Source organism: Sulfitobacter sp. HI0027 (genome assembly GCF_001634775.1).
Classification (GTDB): Bacteria; Pseudomonadota; Alphaproteobacteria; order Rhodobacterales; family Rhodobacteraceae; genus Sulfitobacter.
In genome coordinates this window covers 1-21339 of the sequence record NZ_LWER01000208.1, presented here as the reverse complement: position 1 = coordinate 21339, position 21339 = coordinate 1, and the positions used below count along the sequence as shown (strand labels likewise).

At 62.6% G+C, this 21339-nt stretch carries 21 protein-coding genes and 1 tRNA gene; 12 read left to right on the top strand and 10 right to left on the bottom strand.

Annotation, left to right across the window (positions count from 1 at the left end):
- Positions 1-10: 10 nt before the first annotated feature.
- The 4 genes from A3722_RS13575 to A3722_RS13560 all read right to left on the bottom strand — a co-directional run bounded on the left by A3722_RS13575 (position 11) and on the right by A3722_RS13560 (position 5027).
- On the bottom strand, positions 11-1024 hold the full coding sequence (locus A3722_RS13575; RefSeq protein WP_067630364.1) for a D-cysteine desulfhydrase: 1014 nt from the start codon (positions 1022-1024) through the stop codon (positions 11-13).
- A 105-nt stretch (positions 1025-1129) separates the two neighbouring features.
- Positions 1130-3568 (bottom strand): GcvT family protein, encoded by a 2439-nt coding sequence (locus tag A3722_RS13570; protein ID WP_067630362.1) that lies wholly within the window; start codon positions 3566-3568, stop codon positions 1130-1132.
- Positions 3569-3707: 139 nt separating this feature from the next.
- Positions 3708-4682 carry a LysR family transcriptional regulator gene (locus A3722_RS13565; RefSeq protein ID WP_067630359.1) on the bottom strand — a complete coding sequence of 325 codons (975 nt, stop codon included), beginning with the start codon at positions 4680-4682 and terminating at the stop codon, positions 3708-3710.
- 261 nt (positions 4683-4943) lie between these two features.
- Positions 4944-5027: transfer RNA gene (locus A3722_RS13560), tRNA-Leu, on the bottom strand.
- Positions 5028-5154: 127 nt separating this feature from the next.
- On the opposite strand from A3722_RS13560, the gene A3722_RS13555 reads away from it, so the two are divergent.
- The 4 genes from A3722_RS13555 to A3722_RS13540 all read left to right on the top strand — a co-directional run bounded on the left by A3722_RS13555 (position 5155) and on the right by A3722_RS13540 (position 8319).
- Positions 5155-5733 (top strand): YqaA family protein, encoded by a 579-nt coding sequence (locus tag A3722_RS13555; RefSeq protein WP_067630356.1) that lies wholly within the window; start codon positions 5155-5157, stop codon positions 5731-5733.
- Positions 5730-6197, top strand: coding sequence for a disulfide bond formation protein B (locus tag A3722_RS13550; protein WP_067630353.1), 468 nt, complete (start codon positions 5730-5732; stop codon positions 6195-6197). Before A3722_RS13555 ends, A3722_RS13550 begins: the two co-directional genes overlap by 4 nt.
- 133 nt (positions 6198-6330) lie before the next feature.
- On the top strand, positions 6331-7254 hold the full coding sequence (gene rocF, locus A3722_RS13545) for an arginase (protein WP_067630351.1): 924 nt from the start codon (positions 6331-6333) through the stop codon (positions 7252-7254).
- A gap of 15 nt (positions 7255-7269) precedes the next feature.
- Entirely contained in the window at positions 7270-8319 is a 1050-nt protein-coding gene (locus A3722_RS13540; protein WP_067630348.1) for an ornithine cyclodeaminase, read from the top strand.
- Between the two features lie 32 nt (positions 8320-8351).
- On the opposite strand, the gene A3722_RS13535 is transcribed toward A3722_RS13540, so the two are convergent.
- Together A3722_RS13535 and dksA are read right to left on the bottom strand one after the other, a co-directional pair.
- Entirely contained in the window at positions 8352-9518 is a 1167-nt protein-coding gene (locus tag A3722_RS13535) for an FAD-dependent monooxygenase (protein ID WP_067630346.1), read from the bottom strand.
- Positions 9519-9654: 136 nt separating this feature from the next.
- Entirely contained in the window at positions 9655-10077 is a 423-nt protein-coding gene (gene dksA / locus A3722_RS13530) for an RNA polymerase-binding protein DksA (protein ID WP_067630377.1), read from the bottom strand.
- A gap of 168 nt (positions 10078-10245) precedes the next feature.
- Here dksA and A3722_RS13525 point away from each other — a divergent pair, with 168 nt between their 5' ends.
- From A3722_RS13525 to A3722_RS13500, 6 genes are all read left to right on the top strand, one after another.
- On the top strand, positions 10246-11085 hold the full coding sequence (locus A3722_RS13525; protein ID WP_067630343.1) for an AAA family ATPase: 840 nt from the start codon (positions 10246-10248) through the stop codon (positions 11083-11085).
- A 208-nt stretch (positions 11086-11293) separates the two neighbouring features.
- The gene (locus A3722_RS13520) at positions 11294-12664 is read left to right on the top strand and encodes a DUF2927 domain-containing protein (RefSeq protein ID WP_067630340.1); all 1371 of its coding nucleotides are present in this window, start codon (positions 11294-11296) and stop codon (positions 12662-12664) included.
- 27 nt (positions 12665-12691) lie between these two features.
- Positions 12692-12862 (top strand): apolipoprotein acyltransferase, encoded by a 171-nt coding sequence (locus tag A3722_RS13515; protein ID WP_067630337.1) that lies wholly within the window; start codon positions 12692-12694, stop codon positions 12860-12862.
- On the top strand, positions 12862-14052 hold the full coding sequence (locus A3722_RS13510) for a vWA domain-containing protein (protein WP_067630334.1): 1191 nt from the start codon (positions 12862-12864) through the stop codon (positions 14050-14052). The genes A3722_RS13515 and A3722_RS13510 overlap by 1 nt, the downstream gene beginning before the upstream one ends.
- A gap of 74 nt (positions 14053-14126) precedes the next feature.
- Positions 14127-14558: an OsmC family protein gene (locus tag A3722_RS13505; protein WP_067630331.1), complete on the top strand. Its 432-nt coding sequence runs from the start codon at positions 14127-14129 to the stop codon at positions 14556-14558.
- Positions 14559-14631: 73 nt separating this feature from the next.
- Positions 14632-15315 carry a M48 family metalloprotease gene (locus A3722_RS13500; RefSeq protein ID WP_067630375.1) on the top strand — a complete coding sequence of 228 codons (684 nt, stop codon included), beginning with the start codon at positions 14632-14634 and terminating at the stop codon, positions 15313-15315.
- Here the strand turns inward: A3722_RS13500 and A3722_RS13495 are convergent.
- The 4 genes from A3722_RS13495 to A3722_RS13480 form a co-directional block, all read right to left on the bottom strand.
- Entirely contained in the window at positions 15312-15863 is a 552-nt protein-coding gene (locus A3722_RS13495; RefSeq protein ID WP_067630328.1) for an RSP_2648 family PIN domain-containing protein, read from the bottom strand. The two genes, A3722_RS13500 and A3722_RS13495, sit on opposite strands and share 4 nt — an antisense overlap.
- Positions 15863-17089 carry an RSP_2647 family RNA methyltransferase gene (locus A3722_RS13490; protein ID WP_067630326.1) on the bottom strand — a complete coding sequence of 409 codons (1227 nt, stop codon included), beginning with the start codon at positions 17087-17089 and terminating at the stop codon, positions 15863-15865. The genes A3722_RS13495 and A3722_RS13490 overlap by 1 nt, the downstream gene beginning before the upstream one ends.
- A gap of 62 nt (positions 17090-17151) precedes the next feature.
- Complete coding sequence (locus A3722_RS13485) at positions 17152-17418, bottom strand: hypothetical protein (RefSeq protein ID WP_067630323.1); 267 nt, start codon at positions 17416-17418, stop codon at positions 17152-17154.
- Positions 17415-20216 carry a glutamine-synthetase adenylyltransferase gene (locus tag A3722_RS13480; RefSeq protein WP_067630321.1) on the bottom strand — a complete coding sequence of 934 codons (2802 nt, stop codon included), beginning with the start codon at positions 20214-20216 and terminating at the stop codon, positions 17415-17417. The genes A3722_RS13485 and A3722_RS13480 overlap by 4 nt, the downstream gene beginning before the upstream one ends.
- A 115-nt stretch (positions 20217-20331) precedes the next feature.
- On the opposite strand from A3722_RS13480, the gene A3722_RS13475 reads away from it, so the two are divergent.
- Both A3722_RS13475 and A3722_RS13470 read left to right on the top strand, forming a co-directional pair.
- On the top strand, positions 20332-20814 hold the full coding sequence (locus tag A3722_RS13475; RefSeq protein ID WP_067630318.1) for a YbaK/EbsC family protein: 483 nt from the start codon (positions 20332-20334) through the stop codon (positions 20812-20814).
- Positions 20815-20938: 124 nt separating this feature from the next.
- A partial coding sequence (locus tag A3722_RS13470) for a DUF2852 domain-containing protein (RefSeq protein WP_067916203.1) occupies positions 20939-21339 on the top strand: 401 nt, incomplete at its 3' end.

Below are 21339 nucleotides of genomic sequence, written 5' to 3'. Positions count from 1 at the left end.
GCTGCCTTTCTTACAGGTTGACCCAGCGGTTGGCGGTGTCAAAGGCGAAGTCATAGCCGCCCAGAGCCGCCGCGCCGCCGGTGTGGAGGAAGACCACACGTTCGTCCTTAAACGTGCCTTTGCGGGCGAGATCAATGAGACCAGCGGCCCCCTTTGCGGAATAGCATGGATCAAGCAGGATGCCTTCGAGCTCGGCAAACATCTGGATCGCCTCAATGCCGCTGTCGGTCGGGATGCCGTAGCCTTCGCCGACGTAATCGGTGTTGGCCATCACATCCTCGCGCTTGACCACGCCCGCGCAGCCCAGCTTTTCGGCGGTTCTGCAGGCGAGGTCATAGACCATTTGCTCTTGCTTGGGCTGTGGCGCGCGCGTGCCGATGCCAAGCACAGGGATCTGGGCATTCATCGCGCACATCCCGGTGACGAGCCCCGCCTGCGTGCCGGATGAGCCGGTGCCGTGAACCAGCCGGTCGATCTTCATGCCGGAGGTGTTCACTTGGTTCAGCAGCTCAAACGCACAGTTCACATAGCCCAAAGCGCCCGTGGGGTTCGAGCCGCCGCCGGGGATGATATAGACCTTGTGGCCTTCGGCGCGCTTCTTTTCAGCCGCCTTTTCCATCTCACCGGGCATATCGTGGCCGCCGGGGAATTTCTCGGTTGTAGCACCATGCAGATGGTCCAGCAGCACATTGCCGTTGGTGTTGTAGTTGGCATCGTCATAGCCGGTGCGGTCTTCCAGTAGGATGTGGCAGGCAAGGCCCAGCTTGGCAGCAGCCGCGGCGGTCTGGCGGCCATGGTTGGTCTGGGTCGCACCTTGGGTCATCACCATGTCCGCGCCCTGTTCGATGGCCTCGGCCATCAGGAATTCCAGCTTGCGGGTCTTGTTGCCGCCCGTGGAAAGGCCGGTGCAATCGTCACGTTTGACCCAGATTTCGGTGCCGAGTTCTTTTGACAGGCGTTTCATATGCTCAAGCGGGGTCGGCAAATGGGCAAGTTGGACGCGGGGAAAACGAGAGAGGTGCATGGATAATCCTTGTCGTAGCTATGGGTGTGCAGCGGCGCGCGTTGCCGCTGGTTGACCTTGGTGCGAGACGGGGACCAGCGTTGCACCGGCCCCTGCCCCATCATGTTATCTGCGCATTAACGCATAGGAAGGATCATATGGCGAGGGATCGATCACTTCGGTGCCAACGATTTCCCCATAGAGATCAAGCGGGATTTGCGTGCCGGGCGTGGCCAGCGCCGGATCGACGAAGGCATAGGCGAGGTTCATGCCCACCCGGTGCCCCCAATCGCCTGAGGTTACGGTGCCGACAACCTTGCCGTCTTGCATGAGTGAGGCACCGCCATGGGCCGGGGCATGGGTCGCGTCGACCTTGAGCGTCACCAGTTTTTTGCGCGCCCCTTCTTCCATGCGCTTGCGAAGCGCCTCCTTCCCAATGAAATCGGCGGGCTTTTCGGGTTTTACGAAACGGTCCAGCGCGGTCTCAAATGGGTCGAACTCGGTCAGCAGGTCAGCTTTCCAGTGCATAAAGCCTTTCTCCATCCGCATCGATTCCACTGCGCGGGCGCCGAAAAGCTTCAGGCCATGCGTCTTGCCAGCCTCGCGCAGGGCCAGATAGGCGGCATAAAGCGCGTTGTTGGGCACGTGGATTTCATAGGCCAACTCGCCCGAGAAACTGACGCCTAGCACCGTGGCAGGGGCAAAGCCGATGAAGCATTCGCGCAGGCTGAGCCAGGGGAACGCCTCTTTCGACCAGTCGCCGCGCGCACAGGCGCTGAGCACATCGCGTGCCTTGGGCCCGGCGAGCACGAGGATCGTTTGGTCATTGGTGAGGCTGCGGATTTGCACATCTTCGTCGTCGCGCAGATGCAATTTGAGCCAGTCCATGTCGTGATATTCGCTGGCCGCGGCCGAGCCGTACCAAACCCGCTGCGGGCCGCGGTCCGAGGCGGGCAAGTTGGCCACTGTGGCCTCGCCTTTGACCATGCCGCGATGGTTCAGCAGGTAGCCCAAGCCCACCCGTCCGTCGCGTCTTGTGACCACGCCGCAGAACATCCGGTCAAGGAAACTGTGGCGGTCGCTGCCGGTGATCTCAAACCGGTTGAAGCCGTTGACCTCGCAAAGGCCGACATTCTCGGCCACGTTCTTCACTTCAGCCGCGACCACGTCGAATGCCTCGTCGAAGTCAAAGCTGAGAGTCGGGTGAAAATCGGGCGACGGCTTGATGTAGTCGACCCGCTCCCAACCGTTGACCACGGTGAACTCGGCCCCTTCGGCGGCCATCACCGGGGTCAGCGGCGTGGTCTTGGCAGGGCGCGCGGCGGGGCGATGCTCATGCGGGAAGTGGAAGCGGAATTCGTTCTGGTAATCTTCGATGGCCTTGAGCGCCGTCAGTTCCACATTGGCGTGCCCGGTGAAACGGCGCGGGTCGATGACCCAAGTGTCATACTGCGCCTCGCCATGGACGATCTGCTGGGCCAGCAGCCACCCGTGGCCGCCGCCCTCGCCCAGTCCTGCACGCAGGCCGATGATGCAAAAGGCGTTGCGCTTGCCGGGGATCGGACCGACCAGCGGCGCGCCGTCGATGGTATAGGTGATCGGACCATTGACGATGGAGCGGATGCCGGTTTCGGCCAGTGCGGGCATGCGCTCAAAGGCGCCTTCGAGCACGTCCATGACCCGCTCAAGATCATCCGGGCACAGGGCGTTGACGAAATTGGGGTCGATCCCGTCCATTCCCCACGTCCTGCAGTCCTGCTCATAAAAGCCGACCAGCAGGCCGTTCTTTTCTTGGCGGCTGTAATAGTCCGAAATCGGACAGCGCAGCAGCGGCATCCGGTGACCAGCCTCAACAATGGCGGGAATGTCTTCGGTCAGAAAATACTGGTGCTCCATCGAGGCGACGGGGTGATGCACCCCCATCATGCTGCCGACCTCGTTCACCCGGTAGCCGCAGGCGTTGACCACGATATCGCAGTCGATGTCGCCATGTTTGGTGTGGACCGTCCAAGTGTCGTCTTTGTGCTGCGTCAGGGCGGTGACCGGCGTGTTGCGATAGACCTCAGCCCCGGCCTTGCGCGCGTGAAAAGCCAAGGCCTGACAGAGCTGGGCCGGATCAATGTCACCGTCGAGCGGATCCCAAAGCCCGCCCAACAGGTTCTCGGTTGAGATGAGCGGGTGGCGCCGGGCGCATTCTTCGGCGTCGATGACTTCCAAATCCACATCCATGCCGCGCGCCATCGATGAGAAGTGGCGATAGCCCTGCATCTGCGCTTCGGTATTGGCCAATCGGATGCCGCCGTCGGCGTGGTGGTAGTTGATCGGATACTCCGGGTCTTCGGATAAGCGTTTGTAAAGGTTGATGGAATGGGTTTTCAGCCCGACCATCGTTTGATTGGCCCCAAAATTCGTGACCTGCGCCGCCGAATGCCAAGTTGTGCCTGACGTAAGCTCATCACGCTCGACCAAGACGACATCTGTCCAGCCTTCTTGAGTGAGATGATAAAGCGTCGAGCAGCCAGCGATACCGCCGCCAATGACAACCACCTTGGTCCGAGATTTCATGGGGCGCGCCTCCGATAGATACTGAGATCAGAGGGCCAGAGAGAGGGTTAAACAACAAACGCTAATGCGGGTGTTGGAAAAAATCGCAAGATAGTTTCGAAAGCTTGATTAGACCTTGAAGCGGCAATAGCCCTGCCCTCTACTCTATCAGTTGGAAACTCTCTGCCAACCAAGGCGTGCTGGCGTGCAGGGGCTCGATCACATGCTGACGAATGAGGTCGCGCATCTCGGCATCAACCAGTTCGACGACAGAGCGCGAACAATCCGGCGTGGTCATCAAGGCCAATGTCCGGGCAAAAGCCTTGCCCGGAAAGCGGTGCATGCGCAGATCGCCATGAAACCGCGCGGCGCGGGAAAACAACAGCGGGGTTGTGATCGTCCAGCCCGCATTCGCCGCCACCATCGCCATTAGGGTCTGGTTGTTGCTGCATTCGAACCGATGCGGCGACGTGACCCCCAAGCGCCGCAAGTGAGTGTCAATCTGCCGGGCGATCATCAGGTTGCCGGAAAACCGCAAAAAGGGCAGTTTTGCCCCGCCCTCCATAATCTGTGAGAGGGTTTCCGACGCGAGGCGGGGCAGAACGATGATAAAAGGGTCACGCAGAAGCGGGCGCTCTTGCAGGTCGTTGATCGTTTCCCCCGGCGCGGTGCATATGCCGAGATCAAGCTGGCGATTGCGCAGCATACCGATCAGATCGTGGCTGACCCCGGTATGATAGCTGAAATCGCAGCTGGGCATCGTCTTGGTCAGGGAGACTGCCAAATACGGCACGATATCGCTCTCCAAATCTTCGATCGCACCGATTCTAAGGAAGCTCGCGTCGGCGACGCTGCCGGCGGAGGCCTCAGCCTTAGCCTTGCGGATCGTGCGCAGCGCCTCGTCGATTTTGCGCGCAAAGACCTGCCCTTTGGGCGTCATGACCATCGGACGCCGGGCATGGTTGAAGAGTTCAACACCCAAGTGGTCTTCCAAACTGCGCAGGTGATGCGACACGGTGCTCACCGTCAATCCTGCATCCCGCGCGGCGGCTTGCAGCGACCCTTCCTTGGCACAGACCTGAAACAGTTCGAGCGACTTCAGGCTGATATCTCTGGCGGCTTTGGTCCGAGCCATGGCGGCGTCCTATTCCTGCTGACCCTGCGCTAAGGTGTAGCATTGTTTGAGATGATAAATATCAAAACTTCACAGAGCGCAGATGGTCTTCTCAGGTTGCCCGAGCTGTAGAAGTCTCAGGCCCTAGGAAAACTACGAACCAGCGCGGCCCAGAAATGACCGATGTCCAGAACGAGAACGTGGAAGCAGATAGCATGACCAACGCGAAAAACGGCGATTTGATAGAGCTACGATTTTCACGGAAACCTTGCTGAAACAAGGTGGTACCCAAGGCCGGACTCGAACCGGCACGCCTCGCGGCGGGGGATTTTGAATCCCCTGCGTCTACCATTCCGCCACTTGGGCACGTGGGGCGATGTAGCCTGCAAAAGCGCGTGGGGCAAGTGGATTTTCACCCTGTTTCTGCACAGCGTTGCGCTTGACCTTGGTCGCGCGACATGGTGAGGCATATAAAACAGCCGGAGCCCCCTAAATGATCCGCCGCCTTTATGACTGGACCCTGGGCTTGGCCCAACATCGCCATGCCCTTTGGGCGCTAGCCGTAGTGGCTTTTGTCGAGAGTTCCTTCTTTCCGATCCCGCCTGATATCCTGATGATTCCGATGATCATCGCGCGGCCCAACCGCGCGTGGCTGATCGCCGGGGTGGCGCTACTGGCCTCCGTTCTGGGCGGGCTTTTGGGCTATGCCATTGGCGGGCTGGCCTTTGAGAGCCTTGGACAGCCGATCCTTGCGAGTCTGGGCAAGTCCGACGCGATGGCAGAATTTTCCACCCGCTTCAACGACATGGGCTTTTGGGCGGTGCTGGTCGCCGGGGTCACCCCCTTCCCGTACAAAGTCATCACGATCATGTCGGGCTGGACCGGGATGCCGCTGGGCACCTTTATCATGACCTCGATCCTTGCGCGTGGGCTGCGGTTCTTCGTGGTGGCGGTGCTGCTGTGGCGCTTTGGCGCACCGATCCGAGATTTCATTGAACGGCGCTTGGGTTTGATGTTCACATTGGCCGTCGCCCTGCTGATTGGCGGCTTCATGGTGGTAAAGGTTCTATGACAGGTAAGACTTTGACTTCGTTGGCAACGCTCGGCTCAGCCGCGCTGTTGCTGGGTGCTTTTGGTTTCCAGCATCTGGGCGGCTACGCGCCTTGCCAGATGTGCCTTTGGCAGCGGTGGCCCCATGCGGCGGCAGTGCTGATTGGGGCGATCGTGCTCTTTGGCGGGCCGCGCGTGCTGGCGTGGCTGGGGGCCTTGGCGGCGGCGGTGACGGCGCTGATCGGCGTTTATCACGCAGGCGTCGAATGGGCCTGGTGGCCGGGGCCGAGTTCCTGCACCGGCGGTGGCATGGACTTGGGCAGCCTTGACGGCGGGTCGCTTCTCTCCACCGAAGGCCCGAGCGGTCTGGTCATGTGCGATGAGATCGTCTGGCAATTTCTGGGCCTGTCGATGGCGGGATGGAACGCGATTTTCTCCTTCGTCTTGGTCGGTCTTTGGGTCGCGGCGGCGCGCAAAGCGGCCTAGCCAGCAAAAAACTGACAAACTGGAAGCTCTTTCTTTCAGTTTGTTAAAAACGCCCCCCGAAACGGTCAGTTTGACGACTTGTTGTTAGACAGATGCGCGGATTATCTGAGTTCAAACAGCTCAGGAGTCCCCCATGTCGAACCAACAAAACTGTATCTTGCTGGGCGTCCCGCTGGACAGCGGCAAGCGCCGTCGCGGCTGCCTGATGGGGCCGGATGCCTATCGCACCGCGGGGCTCGAACGTGCCCTGCGCGATCTTGGCCACAGCGTCACCGATCGCGGCAATGTCGCCCCCGCGCCCTTCCAAGCGAAAGAGCACGAGAAACTGCACGCGCTGGAAGAGACCATCGCATGGACAGAGAGCCTCGCCGCTGCCGCCGATGCGGCGATGGACGACGGTTTGCCGATCTTCATGGGCGGCGACCACGCGCTGGCGCTTGGCACTGTCTTGGGCGCAATGCGCCATGCCGAAAAAGCAGGTCGCCCGCTTTTCGTGCTCTGGCTCGACGCGCATACGGATTTCCACACGCCGCAGACCAGCGACAGCGGCAACCTGCACGGCACGCCCTTGGGCTATGTCACCGGGCGCGAGGGGTTCGACGGCTTTCCAAAGATCGACACGCCCCTGCCCCACGACAATATCGCCATGATCGGGCTGCGCTCTGTCGATGCCCTCGAACGCGCGGCTTTGCAGGAGACGACCGTGACTTACGTCGACATGCGCGAGATCGACGAGAGCGGTATCGCCAAACCCTTACAGCGCTTCCTTGATAAGGTCGAAGCGGCGGGCGGCATGCTGCATGTTTCGCTGGATGTGGATTTCCTCGACCCCTCCGTTGCCCCTGCCGTGGGCACCACCGTGCCGGGCGGCGCCACGGTACGCGAAGGCCATCTGGTGATGGAGATGCTGTCGGACAGCGGCTTGATGACCTCGCTCGATCTGGTTGAGCTGAACCCCTTCCTCGATGAGCGGGGCCGCACCGCGCAACTGATGGTGGACCTCACCGCATCGGCCTTTGGCCGCCGCGTGTTCGACCGCCCCACCCGTGCCTATTGATAGAAAGACCTGAATATGACCAATCTGAACCCCTCCGACAAGGCACTGGTGCCCTTCGTTTCCGTCGATCAGATGATGAAACTGATCCACCATATCGGCGTCGAAGACATGCTGCGCGGGCTGGCCGACTATATCGAAGCCGACTTCAAACGCTGGGAGCTTTTTGACAAGACCCCCCGCGTGGCGAGCCATTCTGAGAAGGGCGTAATCGAACTGATGCCCACCTCGGACGGCGATGTCTACGGCTTCAAATACGTCAACGGCCACCCCGACAACACCAAAGACGGCTTTCAGACCGTGACCGCCTTTGGCCTGTTGGCCAATGTGGCCAACGGCTACCCGGTGTTGCTGACCGAGATGACGATCCTGACGGCCCTGCGCACGGCGGCGACTTCTGCCGTGGTGGCCCGGTTGCTGGCCCCCAAGGGCAGCCATGTCATGGCGATGATCGGCAATGGCGCGCAGTCCGAGTTTCAGAGCCTTGCGATGAAGGCGATCTGCGGCGTGGATGAGGTGCGGCTCTACGATATCGACCGCGCGGCGACCGCCAAATGCGCAGGCAATCTGGCGGGCCATGGCATCAAGGTGGTGGAATGCGACACCGCCGAAGAGGCGATTATGGGCGCGCAGATCATCACCACCTGCACCGCGGACAAGCAATATGCCACAATCCTGACCGACAATATGGTCGGCTCTGGCGTGCACATCAACGCGATCGGCGGCGACTGTCCGGGTAAGACGGAACTCGCGCCCGCGATCCTGCACCGTTCGGGCATCTTCGTGGAATTCCCCGAGCAGACCCGCATCGAGGGCGAGATCCAGCAGCTTGAGGCCGACCACCCGGTGACCGAGATCTGGCAGGTGCTGACCGGTCAGGCCGAAGGCCGCCGCGATGCGCAGCAGATCACGCTATTCGACTCCGTGGGCTTCGCGATCGAGGATTTCTCGGCCCTGCGCTATGTCCGTGATCAAATCGCCGAGACGGGGCTGTTCCAACCGCTTGATCTGCTGGCCGACCCGGACGACCCGCGCGACCTTTTCGGGATGCTGCAACGGGCGGGCTGATCAATTGGGCCACCGGCTAAGCTCGGTGGCCTTTACGCTTTGGTAACGTCATGGGCGTAGAGCCAATCAAACGCGCCCAGCATCGCGCCGGGCGCGATTTTGGAGGCGACGCGCAGCCCGGTATGGGCCGCAAACCGGATCGGGCCAGGCCGCAGGTGATAGCGTGCCGCGTTGCCTTCCGAGGTTTTGACAATGCGCCGCGCGCGGTCGATGCGGGCGGCTTGATAAGCGCCAAGTGCTGCGTCGCGGGGCTGGCGGGTCAGGCAGTCGGCCAAGACCCAAGCATCCTCTAGCGCCATATTTGCGCCCTGCGCCAGAAAGGGCAGCGTTGGATGGGCCGCATCGCCCAACAGCGCCACGCCTTCTGCCTGCCAATTGGCGGCGACGGGATGGTAATGCAGCCCCCAGAGGGTCACCTCCTGCAACGCGCCCAGCATCTGCGCCGCCTCTCCGCCGAAACCTGCGAAGGCTTGGCGTAGATTGGCGGGATCGTCATGGTGATGCCAGCCTTCGGCGGCCCAATCGGCGCGCTCTTCCACGGCGACGAGGTTGACCAATCGCCCCTCGCGCAGCGGATAGCTGACCAGATGCCGCCCCGGCCCCATGGTGACCCGCGCCTCTGGGCCGTGGTCTATGTCGTTGGGTATCAGCGCACGCCATGCCACCTGCCCCGAGAACCGCGCCTTATCCGCCCCGTTCAACTGCACCCGCCCGACCGAGTGGATGCCATCGGCGGCCACGACCAACTCCGCCCGCCGCCGTCCGCCACGGGCCATCTGCACCTGCGGCAAGGCACCGGGATGGATCGAGGCGACCTGCGCGTCGGTCTCGAAACTCACGTTGGCGCGCTGCGCGGCTTCCCGCAGCAGATCAATCAGGTCGGCACGGTGGAGGAAATAGTAACGCTGATCGTTGGCCAAGCGGGTCAAATCAAGCCGGGCCACCTGCGCGCCTTTCGCGTAGTCGCAAAGGCGCACCGCCTGCCCCCGCACGGCACCTCGGGCTTTCAGCCCATGTTCCAACCCAAGCGCGCGCAGCACGGCAAGGCCGTTGGGGCTGATCTGTAGCCCCGCGCCGATCTCGGAAAACCGCGCGGCCTGTTCAAGCAGGGTCACGGCCACGCCCTTGCGGGCCAGTGCCGTGGCCAAGGCCAGCCCGCCGATCCCGCCGCCCACGACAATTGCATTGGAAGGTTTCATTTACGCCCCAGATCGCAGGCCCCAGATCTTAGGCAAGCTGGTAGACCCCAGCTCACAAGCTTCGGATCGTGCTGGCCCCGCGCCCAAATCACAAACGCCGAAGCATGAGCCTCGGCGTGTGATGTTTCAGGTGATGTCAGTCGTCGCGGTGGACTTTCTCGCGCCGCTCGTGACGCTCTTGCGCCTCCAGCGTCATCGTGGCGATGGGCCGTGCGTCCAGCCGCTTGAGCGAGATCGGATCGCCGGTGACCATGCAGTAGCCGAACTCTCCCTCGTCGATCCGCCGCAGAGCCGCGTCGATCTTGCCGACCAATTTGCGGGCCCGGTCCCGGGTCCGCAGTTCCAGCGCGCGGTCGGTCTCTTCCGAGGCGCGGTCGGTCACATCCGGAATGTTCCGGGTGCCGTCTTGCAGTGCTTCGATGGTGTCACGGCTGCCTGCCAACAGTTCCGATTTCCAGTGGATCAGCTTGTGACGAAAGTACTCAAGCTGACGGTCATTCATGAATGGTTCGTCCTCGGCCGGACGATAGTCGTCCGGCAGGAAAACTTCCTGCTTCATTTGTTTTTCCCCGGCGGTTTTCAACTCAGACATTAAAAAGGCCTGTCTCCCGACATCTTCCCTGCCGCAGCGTCTATCTGAGCGGGTAACAATTGTCACTACACAATCCCTTTGATTTTTGGTTAAAGGCCAAGGATCAAGCGCCCGTCACACGAGGTTGAAAACAAGATGAAATTTCAAGGCACCAAAGACTACGTCGCCACCGATGACCTGAAAATCGCAGTCAATGCGGCGGTTACCTTGGAGCGGCCCCTTCTTGTGAAAGGCGAGCCCGGCACCGGAAAAACCGAATTGGCGCGGCAGGTCAGCGATGCCTTGGGTCTGCGCATGATCGAATGGAACATCAAATCGACCACACGCGCGCAACAGGGGCTTTATGAATACGATGCCGTGAACCGGTTGCGCGACAGCCAATTGGGCGACGAGCGGGTGCATGACGTCAAAAACTACATCCGCAAGGGCAAGCTCTGGCAGGCCTTCGATGCCGATGAAAAGGTCGTGCTGCTGATCGACGAGATCGACAAAGCCGATATCGAATTCCCCAACGATCTGTTGCAGGAACTCGATAAGATGGAGTTCTTCGTCTACGAGACGGGTGAGACGATACGCGCGCGTCAGCGCCCCATCGTCATCATCACCTCCAACAATGAAAAAGAACTGCCCGACGCTTTCCTGCGCCGCTGTTTCTTTCACTACATCCGCTTTCCAGAGATGGAGACGCTCAAGCAAATCGTCGAAGTGCACCATCCGGGCATCAAACAGCAACTGCTGACCACCGCGCTGACGCAGTTCTATGAGATCCGCGAGCAGCAGGGGCTGAAGAAAAAACCCTCGACCTCCGAGGTGCTGGATTGGCTGAAACTGCTGCTGGCCGAGGATATGGACGCCGAGGATCTGGCCAAGGATGGCCCCAACGCCCTGCCCAAACTGCATGGTGCGCTGCTGAAAAACGAGCAGGATGTGCATCTGTTCGAGCGACTGGCCTTTATGGCGCGCCGCCAGCGGTAGCGCGGCAACACCCATGCGACTTTACGTCAAAAGCGGGTATTTTCCTCGCTTTTGATTTTTTGCCTGCCTAGGCTGAGGTCAATCACGGGCATCAAGACCCGGGTTTAAACGACCGATGGGGCAGGCAAATGCAAGGACAGACAGCGGCAGCGCCATGCGCAGTTTGCGATAGATCACAGCGGAATAGGTCGCGCAAAGGCCCAAGCGCATGAGGCGCGGGGTAAAGGCGCGGCTGATCCTGCCGCTGATGATGTTGCTGAACGCCTGCGTGCCGGCCTCTCACTCCGAGGTCGCGACCCGCGCGGTGATCGCCGACAGCACCCTGCCCCCGATGAAGCAGTTCGCCCAAGCGCGCCCGACTGCGCCGCATGTGTCGAATACTGCCTTGGCCGAAGATTTCCTTGATCTGTCCTTCCGGATGGAAAGCGGCCGCGCCCTGCCCGTGCTGACCCGCTTTGAGGGGCCGATTACCCTGCGCGTTCTGGGGCAACCGCCCGCGACCTTGGGGCCGGACCTTGCGCGGCTGCTGGCCCGCCTGCGCCGGGAAGCCGGGATGGAACTGCGTGAGGTTACGGGTGGAGAGGCGAGCATCACCATTCAAGCGGTGAACCGCAGCCAGATCCGGCGGCTTTTGCCGCAGGCGGCCTGTTTCGTGGTGCCGAATGTCAGCACACTTGAAGAGTACCGCCGCACGAGGCGCTCCGCCGCCACCGATTGGACCCGCCTGACCGAGCGGCGCAAATTGGCGATTTTCCTGCCCAATGACGTAAGCCCGCAAGAAAGCCGCGACTGCCTGCATGAGGAACTGGCCCAAGCGCTTGGGCCGCTGAACGATCTCTACCGCTTGCCGGACTCGGTCTTTAACGACGACAACGTGCATACGGTGCTGACCGGCTTCGACATGCTGGTGCTGCGCATCTACAATGACCCGGCGCTGCGCTCAGGCATGACCCGCGACGAGGTCGCCGCGCGCCTGCCGGGCATTTTGGCGCGGCTAAACCCCGGCGGCGGCACTGTTGCCCCCCGCCCCGCGCGCGCCACGCCGCAGGTCTGGAGCCGGGCCATCCAGACGGCCCTTGGCCGCGACGTGGGCCGCAACGCCCGGATGTCTGCGGCCCAAGACGCGCTGCGCATCGCCCAAGCGCAGGGTTGGCAGGACAACCGCCATGCATTTTCGCACTACGCCATGGGCCGCGTCACGCAGATGACCGATCCTGCCGCCGCGCAGACGCATTACCAGATGGCAGACACCCTCTATTCCCGCACCCCCGGCACCACGCTGCACCGCGCCTATGTCGCCACACAGCGCGCGGGCTATGCGGTGACCATCGGCGATGGGGCCGGCGCACTTGCCTTGATCGAGCCGCATCTTCCCATCGCCGAGGCCAGCGAAAACGCCGCCCTTCTGGCCACGCTCATGCTGCTCAAGGCTGAAGCGCTAGAGATCGAAGGCCGCGGCATTGAGGCGCGCCGCGTCAGGCTGGACAGCATCGGCTGGGCGCGATACGGCTTTGGCCCTGACTGGGCCGTGCGGGCCAAGCTGCGCGAGATCGCGTCCCTGAACCCGCGCAATGGATAGGCCTGCAAAATAGACGGGCAATAGGTTATGATAGCACTCGGATTGGCATTGATCGGCGCGGTAATCGGTGGGCTGACGGCCCGCAAACGTGGCGGCAACCGCAAAGACATCGCGCAATATGCAACGGGCTACGGCTTTGCCTTCCTGATCGTCGGCATGATCGCCACGGTTCTTTTGGACCGCGCGCTGAGCCTCTGATGTTTCTGCCGTTCTTCGATCAGCTCCGCCGCCACGGTGTTCCGGTCTCGCTGCGCGAGTTTCTGGCCTTTCTTGAAGGCATGAAGGCGGGGCTGGCCACCTATGACGTTGAGGCGTTTTACTACCTCGCCCGCGTGTCGATGGTGAAGGACGAGCGCAACATCGACAAGTTCGACCGCGCCTTTGCAGCGGCCTTTAAGGGGCTGGAGAACATCAGCCTTGATGATGTGCTCGAGGCCGTAGACCTGCCCGAAGACTGGCTGCGCAAGATGGCCGAAAAGCACTTGAGCGAAGAAGAAAAGGCCGAGATCGAAGCCGCGGGCGGGTTCGACAAGCTGATGGAAACGCTGAAAAAGCGGCTCGAAGAGCAAAAGGGTCGGCATCAGGGCGGCTCGAAATGGGTCGGCACGGCGGGCACTTCGCCTTTCGGCGCTTATGGCTACAACCCCGAAGGTGTGCGGATCGGCCAAAAGGAAAGCCGCCACCAGCGCGCGGTCAAGGTCTGGGACAAGCGCGAGTTCCGCAATCTGGATGACAACGTCGAGATCGGCACCCGCAACATCAAACTGGCGCTGAAGCGCTTGCGCCGTTGGGCACGCGACGGGGCGGCAGAGGAGTTCGACCTGAACGGCACCATCCGCGCCACGGCAGAGCATGGCTATCTGGATGTGAAAACCCGGCCAGAGCGGCGCAATGCCGTGAAAGTGCTGCTGTTTCTCGACATCGGCGGCTCCATGGATCCGCATGTGAAGGTCGTTGAAGAGTTGTTCAGCGCGGCGCGGGGCGAGTTCAAACATCTTGAGCATTTCTATTTCCACAACTGCCTCTACGAAGGCGTCTGGCGCGACAACCGCCGCCGCTGGGACGCGCAGATCCCCACCCATGAGGTGCTGCGCAGCTACGGCTCTGATTATAAATGCATCTTCGTCGGTGACGCCTCCATGTCGCCCTATGAGATCGCCTATCCCGGCGGCGCGAATGAGCATTGGAACGCGGAGGCCGGTGCCACATGGCTCGCCCGTGCGCGGGATCAATGGCCCAACCATCTGTGGATCAACCCGGTGCCGGAACGGCAATGGGGCTACACCCAGTCGATCGCGATGATCCAAGAGATTTTCGGCCCCGGGGCCATGGTGCCGATGACTCTCGAAGGGCTGAGCCGGGGCATCAAGACCATGACGCGATCTTGAACGCTCGGCCTTGAAACCTTTCCGCCCTGCGCCAGTTGAGGGGACGAACGCAAGCTCCTTGAAAGGATATTCCAATGGCTTCGATCGTGAAAACCGGCAGCGCAAAATGGGAAGGCTCGCTCAAAGAGGGCAAGGGCCATGTCTCAACCCAAAGCGGTGTGCTGTCTGACCAGCCCTATGGCTTCAACACCCGTTTCGAAGGCAAGGAAGGCACCAACCCAGAAGAGCTGATCGGTGCTGCCCACGCGTCTTGTTTCTCCATGGCGCTGTCGATGATCCTTGGGCAAAGCGACCTGACGCCCGACAGCATCGAGACAAAGGCAGAAGTGCATCTGGAAGAAAAAGACGGCGGCTTCCACGTGCCCAAAGTGCATCTGACGGTCGAGGCCAGCATCCCCGGCGCGAGCCAAGAGGACTTCGACAAAGCCGCGAAGACCGCCAAAGAGAACTGCCCGATCTCCAAGCTGCTGACCGCCGAGATCACGATGGACGCAAAACTCGTCTGATCGCATGACATGGAACCGGGGGCGCGGCCTTGTGCCGCTTGCCCCCGGCCCTCGGCGCGCCCATATTGCGGGCATGATCCGCTTTCTCCCCATTCTGCTTGCCATCCTTTACGCGCTGGCCATGTATCGTTTTTCCGCTTGGCGCACGGCGCGCGAGTTGGACGCGAAATCGACCCCCTTGGTGGACCCCAAACTCAACGACATGAGCGCCAAGATGGCCAAGGCGTTGGACCTGCCGCGCATCAAGGTGCATCTTTATGAGATCGAACCGGTCAACGGGCTGGCAGCCCCCGATGGGCGCATTTTCATCACCCGCGGATTTTACAACAAGTTCCGTCAAGGCGCTGTAACGGCTGAGGAATTGGCGAGCGTCATCGCGCATGAGTTGGGCCATGTGGCGCTTGGCCACTCGCGGCGGCGGATGATTGATTTCTCGGGTCAAAACGCCCTGCGCACGGCGCTGGCGATGGTGCTGGGGCGGATCATTCCCGGTATCGGTGTGCTGATCGCCAGCGGGCTGACAAGCCTGCTAGCTGCCCGCCTCTCACGCGGGGATGAGTATGAGGCCGATGCCTATGCCGCCGCCCTGCTGACCAAAGCGGGCATCGGCATCGGCCCACAGATTTCCTTGTTCGAGAAGTTGGACGCGCTAAGCCAAAACGGCGCTGGACGCCCGCCCGCTTGGCTGCTGAGCCACCCCAAGACCGAGGAGCGTGTCGCCGCGTTGCGCAAGCTGCAACTGCGGTGGGAGGGCTAGGCCAGAGCCTTTGCCAGCCGCGGCAGCCGTGCCTTTTTCAGCAGGGCGCGCATCTCCCATTGCTCGCCCGACAGCCGCCGCGCCTCTTGCAAGACGGCGTCGGCCACGGGGGCGACCAATTCCGGTGTCGCTTGCCAAATCCCATGCAGATAGCTGTCAGGATCGGCCCGGCTCAGGCCCTCTTCGGCGAGGATTTGGCGGGGGAAATCCTTGGCGTTCAGCGTCAGGATCATGTCGGCGCTGCTGGCCACGGCGACGGCCAGAACGTGAATGTCATTCGCATCCGGCAACCAAAGCCGCGCCTGTAGGCTGGGGGAGGCCGCGCGTTCGGCCCCCGGCCAGTTGCCGCGCAGCAGTGCGATCTCGGCGCGCGCTTGTGCTTCGCCCGTAGGCCCAAGCTTGATCGCCGCGCGGGCCCATTCTTCTAAGATACGCGCCGACCAAATCGGCTCGAACGCGCCCCGGGCGGCCACGCCGAGCACCATTTCGCGCATCACCGTCGGGTAGAGCACGCAGGTGTCGATCAGCACGCGGGGGCGCGTTTCCATCACAGGCGGAAGAACAGCGACTTGAGGTAGCCGCTTTCCGCAAGCTGCGGCAGTTGCGGGTGGTCCGCCCCGGCAAAGCCGGTGTGCAGCAGCATGGCACGGCGTCCGGCCCGACCGATGCCGCGCACGGAAGCGGTGCGGAATTGGTTCAGATCAGCGGCATGCGAGCAAGAGCAGAGGCCCAGAATACCATTCTCTGCCACCAGCTGCGCCGAGAGCCGTGCGACACGCTCATAGGCGCGCAGCCCCGCGTCGACCGCTTGGCGCGAGGGGGCAAAGGCGGGCGGGTCGCAGATCACCACGTCAAAGGTCTCGCCCTCATCGCGCAGGGCGGTAAGCACGTCGAAGGCATCGCCTTGGCGGGTCGCGAAACGGTCTTGCATGTTCATCGCGGCGGCTCCGGCCTCGGCCAGTTCCAGGGCGGGGGCGGAGCCGTCGACGGCCAATGCTGATGACGCGCCATTCGCCAGAGCGGCGAGGGAGAAGCCGCCGACATGGGCAAAGACATCGAGCACCCGTGCCCCATTGCGCGCGAGATTGGCGGCAAAGGCATGGTTGGGGCGTTGGTCGTAGAACAGACCGGTTTTCTGCCCGCCGGTAAGGTCGGCCATATAGGTCGCGCCATTCATCGGCACGGGCAGCGGGCCTTCGGGGGTCTCCCCCACCAACGTAGACGAAGCATCGTCGAGCCCTTCAAGCTTGCGCGTCCGGCCAGAGGCGTTTTTCAACACGTTGGCCACGCCGGTCACCGATTGCAGCGCGGCCACCAGCGGTGTCAGCAGCGCATCGGCCCAAGCGGCGTTGGGCTGGATCACGCAGGTATCGCCAAAGCGGTCAATGATGACGCCCGGCAGGCCATCGGCCTCGGCGTGGATCAGGCGGTAATAGGGTTGATCGTAAAGCTGGCTGCGCAGGGCAAGGGCGCGACTAACGCGCGCCTCGAACCACGCCTGATCCACCTGCGCCTCTGCGTCTTGGTCGATCATCCGGGCGATGATTTTGGAGGTCGGATTGACCGCGACCAGCCCCATGGGCTTGCGGTCGGCGTCTTCCAGCAGCGCCAGCGTGCCGGGGGCAAGCCCCCGCGTGCGGCGGTCGGTGACCAGTTCATTGGCATAGACCCAAGGAAAGCCGTGGCGGATGGCGCGGGCATTGGCCTTGGGCAAAAGGCGCACCACGGGAAGCGTGGCAGGCTGCGGGGCGGAGGGGGTTTGGGGCGTTGTCATAGCGCCCCTCGTACTGCGTTCGCGCGGCTGGGGAAAGAGGTTTCGCAGGCCCAGATCGGCGTTCAGTTGCGCGCCCTCCCCCGCCAACCGCCCCTGCGGCGCGGGGTGGTGAGCGTCGTCTGCCCCTCGCGCAGCACTTGGGTCATCGGGTGACCCGCGGCGGCCGCACCGTAGCGTTCCAGCAAACGGGTGATGGCGACCGCGTTGTCGTGGCCTTCCGGCAAGCTCAACGCCCAGTCGAGAAAGATGCTGCGGCATTCGGCGGGGCCAATCCCCTCCATCCGGTAGGATTCGCGGATCAAACCCTTTGGGTCATCTGGATCGCTCATGCCCCCTCTTGCCCCGGCTCGGGCAGCGCCGCGTCGATGATCTGAGCCGCGGTGGCGTAATCTCCCTGCATCTTGGCCTCCAATGCCGCAAGATCGTCACAAGCTAACACTCGACAGAGAAAGCTCGCCCCCGCCTGCCCCATTGTCCGCGCATCAATCGGATTGGCAGACAGCAGACGCGCGGCGCAATTCAGGGTCCATGCGTTGGTATAGGCCGACGAAAGCGCCGCTTCCGCCTGCCCATCAATCACGTTTTCGCCGCGCGCGGCGGCAAGGCCCGCGTCGATCTCACGCGCGCCAGTGCCGCCGATAAGCGCGCCTGCCTGCGCGAACAGTTCGATATCCTGCAAGCGGCCCGCGCCCGTCTTGGCGTCGAGCGGCCCTGCAGGGCTGCGGGCGGCGGCGATGCGCTGGCGCATCTTCGCGACCTCGCCCAGCACCTTGTCGCGCGGGGCGGCGCGGCTGAGGATTTCAGCCCGAAGCGCTTCGACATCGCGGCCCAGATCCTCTGCCCCCGCGATCACCCGTGCGCGGGTAAGGGCCAGATGCTCCCACACCCATGCCTGCTCTTTCTGGTAGCTCTCAAAGCTGGCGAGGCTGGTCGCCACTGGCCCCTGATTGCCCGAAGGCCGCAGGCGCATGTCGATGTCGTAAAGCTTGCCTTGGGCCATCGGCGCGGTCATCGCGGTGATCATCGCTTGGGTAAGCCGGGCATAATAGCTGCGCGTGGCGAGGGGTTTGGGGCCGTCGGAACTGTCCACCCCATCGGCATCATAAATCACCAGCATATCGAGGTCGGAGGTCGGCGTTAGCCGCCCAGCCCCAAGCGAGCCCATGCCAAGGATCACCGCCCCGCGTCCCGGCGGCGGGCCATGCCGGGTGGCGAATTGATCGACGACCACGGGCCAGAGCGCCTGCAAGACCGCTTGGGCCAACTCGGCATATTGGCGCCCGGCGGTGGCCGCGTCGATCAGCCCGCGCAGCAGATGCACGCCGATCCGAAAATGCCATTCGCGCGCCCAACGGCGGGTGCCATCAAGACGCAACTCGTAATCGGCCTCTGCCGCGAGATGCTGTTGCAACATTTCGGTCAGCTTGGTCTGCCCCGGCCAGTCCGAAAAGAAATCACCCCCAATCACCGCATCGAAGACGCCCGAGTTGCGCGACAGATGCGCAGCCAACGCAGGCGATGTGGCGACGATATCCACCAAAAGATCGCCCAGTTGCGGATTGGCCCGCAGAAGCGAGAAAAGCTGCACCCCGGCGGGCAGGCCAGCGAGGAACCCGTCAAAGGCCAAAAGCCCTTCGTCCGGTTTGGCAGATTGCGCCAAACGGTCCAGCAGCAGTGGCTTCAGCCGCCCGAAAATATCCGCCCCCCGTTCCGAGCGCAGCGCGGGATAGCTGGGCCAGCGGCCCAGCACAGAGGTGTCGAATTGATGCGCCGGGCGGGCCGCTTCGGGCTCCTCCCGCGTGGCGGCGAAAAAGCTTTCGATCAGGTCGTGCACGGCTTGCAGCCGTTCGTGAAGATCGGCGCGCAAGTCTTCGACATCCATGTCCATCATGGCGGCCAGCCGGTCGAAATCGGCATCATTGCGGGGCAGCGTGTGGGTCTGAGCGTCTTGCACCATCTGCAACCGGTGCTCGACCGTGCGATGCGCGCGGTAGTGATCGCCGAGCGTTTCGGCGACCTCTTTTGGCACCCAGTTCTTCTCGGCCAGCACCTGCAACCCTGCCAGTGTCCCACGGAGCCGCAACTCCGCATCGCGGCCCCCGGCGATGAGCTGTCGGGTCTGGGTGAAAAACTCAATCTCGCGGATGCCGCCCCGCCCCAGTTTCATGTCATGCCCCGGAAGGGTGATCGGGCCGCCCAAGCCCTTGTGCTCGCGGATCGCCAGCCGCATGTCATGCGCATCTTGGATGGCGGCGAAATCCAGATGGCGGCGCCAGACGAAGGGGCGCAATGATTGCAAAAACGCCTTTCCCGCCGCGATATCACCGACCGCCGGACGGGCCTTGATATAGGCCGCGCGTTCCCATGTGCGGCCTAGGCTTTCGTAGTAGCGCTCGGCTGCCTCCATCGCGATGCAGACCGGGGTGACCGCCGGGTCGGGGCGCAGGCGAAGATCGGTGCGAAAGACGTAGCCCTGCGCGGTAATGTCGTTCAATGTGCCCGACATCGCCCGCGTCGCCTTGACGAAGGCGCTGCGGGCGGCGTGGAAATCATCAGGCGCGAAGCGGCTTTCGTCAAAGACGCAAATGAGGTCGATGTCTGAGGAATAATTCAGTTCCCGCGCGCCCATTTTACCCATGGCAAAGACAACCATGCCCGCGCAGTCGGCCAGATCGTCCATCGTCATCCCCGGCAGTTTGCCGCGTTTGATCTGTGCCGCCAGCCCCGCACGCAGGGCCGCCCCGCAAGCGGCATCGGCGTAATCGGTCAGCGCGCCGGTCACCTCTTCCAGCGACCATGCCCCGCCCAGATCGGCCAGCGCGGTCAGAAGCGCCATGCGCCGTTTGCCCTGCCGTAGCCCATCGGCCAGCCGGTCGGGCGCAAATTCTGCCGCCGCGGCGCAATTGGCGGCCAGAGCGGCCTCGGGGTTTTCCACGGCCTCGCCAAGCCAAGCCGCTTCCTTTTCCAAAAGCGCCATCAGATAGGGCGCGGTAGAGGCGGCAGCCGAGATCATCTCGCGCAGGTCCGGCGCAAGATCGGGCAAGAGCGCCGCCGCATCCTGCGCGCGTTCGCGGTGATAGATGCGGGGAGAGCGGGTGATCCGGGCGGCAAGCGATGGGTCTGTCATGGGGCCAGCTTTGCGGGCTGATCCAAGCGGCGTCAATGGGGGTTGCGGCACGGCGCGGCCTTGCTACGACTTTGGCGTGCGCCCCAGGGTGGCGCCATGTAGCAAGGGGCAAAGAATGAGCAAGAGTTTGAAACGGGTCCGCGCCACGCTGGAGGCCGCAGGGGTGACGCCAGAGATACGCGAGACGACCCTAGCACGCACGGCGGTCGATGCGGCCACCGCACTTGGCTGTGCGGTCGATCAGATTGCCAAATCCATCGTCCTTCGCGGCGAAAACAGCGGTGCAGCGCTGCTTTTCATCACCGCGGGCGCTCAGCAGGTCGATCTGGACCGTGCCGCAGCACTGGCCGGGGAACCACTGGGCAAGGCCGATGCCGCGCTGATCCGGGCGCAGACCGGCTTTGCCATCGGCGGCGTGGCACCGCTGGGCCATATCACGCCACCCCGCGCTTGGTTTGACCGAAATCTGCTGCAATTCCCGCTGGTCTGGGCCGCTGCAGGCACGCCGCACCACGTTTTCTGCCTTGAGCCGCAGAAAATGGCGCAGCTTTCCGGCGCGCAGGTTACTGATTTTACTGTCGTTTCCCAAGCAATGTAAAAAACATTCACATAGCCCCTTGCGAAAGGGCCCCGGCGTGCCGATCTATTCAATGTGAAAGACATTCACATCATCCGAAACGCCCGGGCCGGCGACAGGCCCGTCACGACTGAAAGGCTCAACAATGACGACAGTGACCACCGACCCGACCTATGCCCCCCGCAGCAGCTGGCTGGCAAGGGCCGAAAGCTGGATGGACGCACGCGGCAAAGGCGCTTGGATCGCCGCCATGGTGCTCGGCTTCATCTTCTTCTGGCCCCTTGGCCTCGCCCTTCTTGCCTATATGACTTGGAGCAAACGCATGTTCTCTTCGAAATCCTGCAGCCGCAAATCCAGCCGTGCGATGATGTCGCGCAACACCGGCAACAGCGCCTTTGACGCCTATAAGGCAGACACGCTGCGCCGTTTGGAAGAGGAACAGGGCAATTTTGAGGCTTTCCTTGAGCGTCTGCGCGAAGCCAAGGACAAGGCCGAGTTCGACCAGTTCATGGATGAGCGCGCCAAACGGGACGAGACGCCCACAAG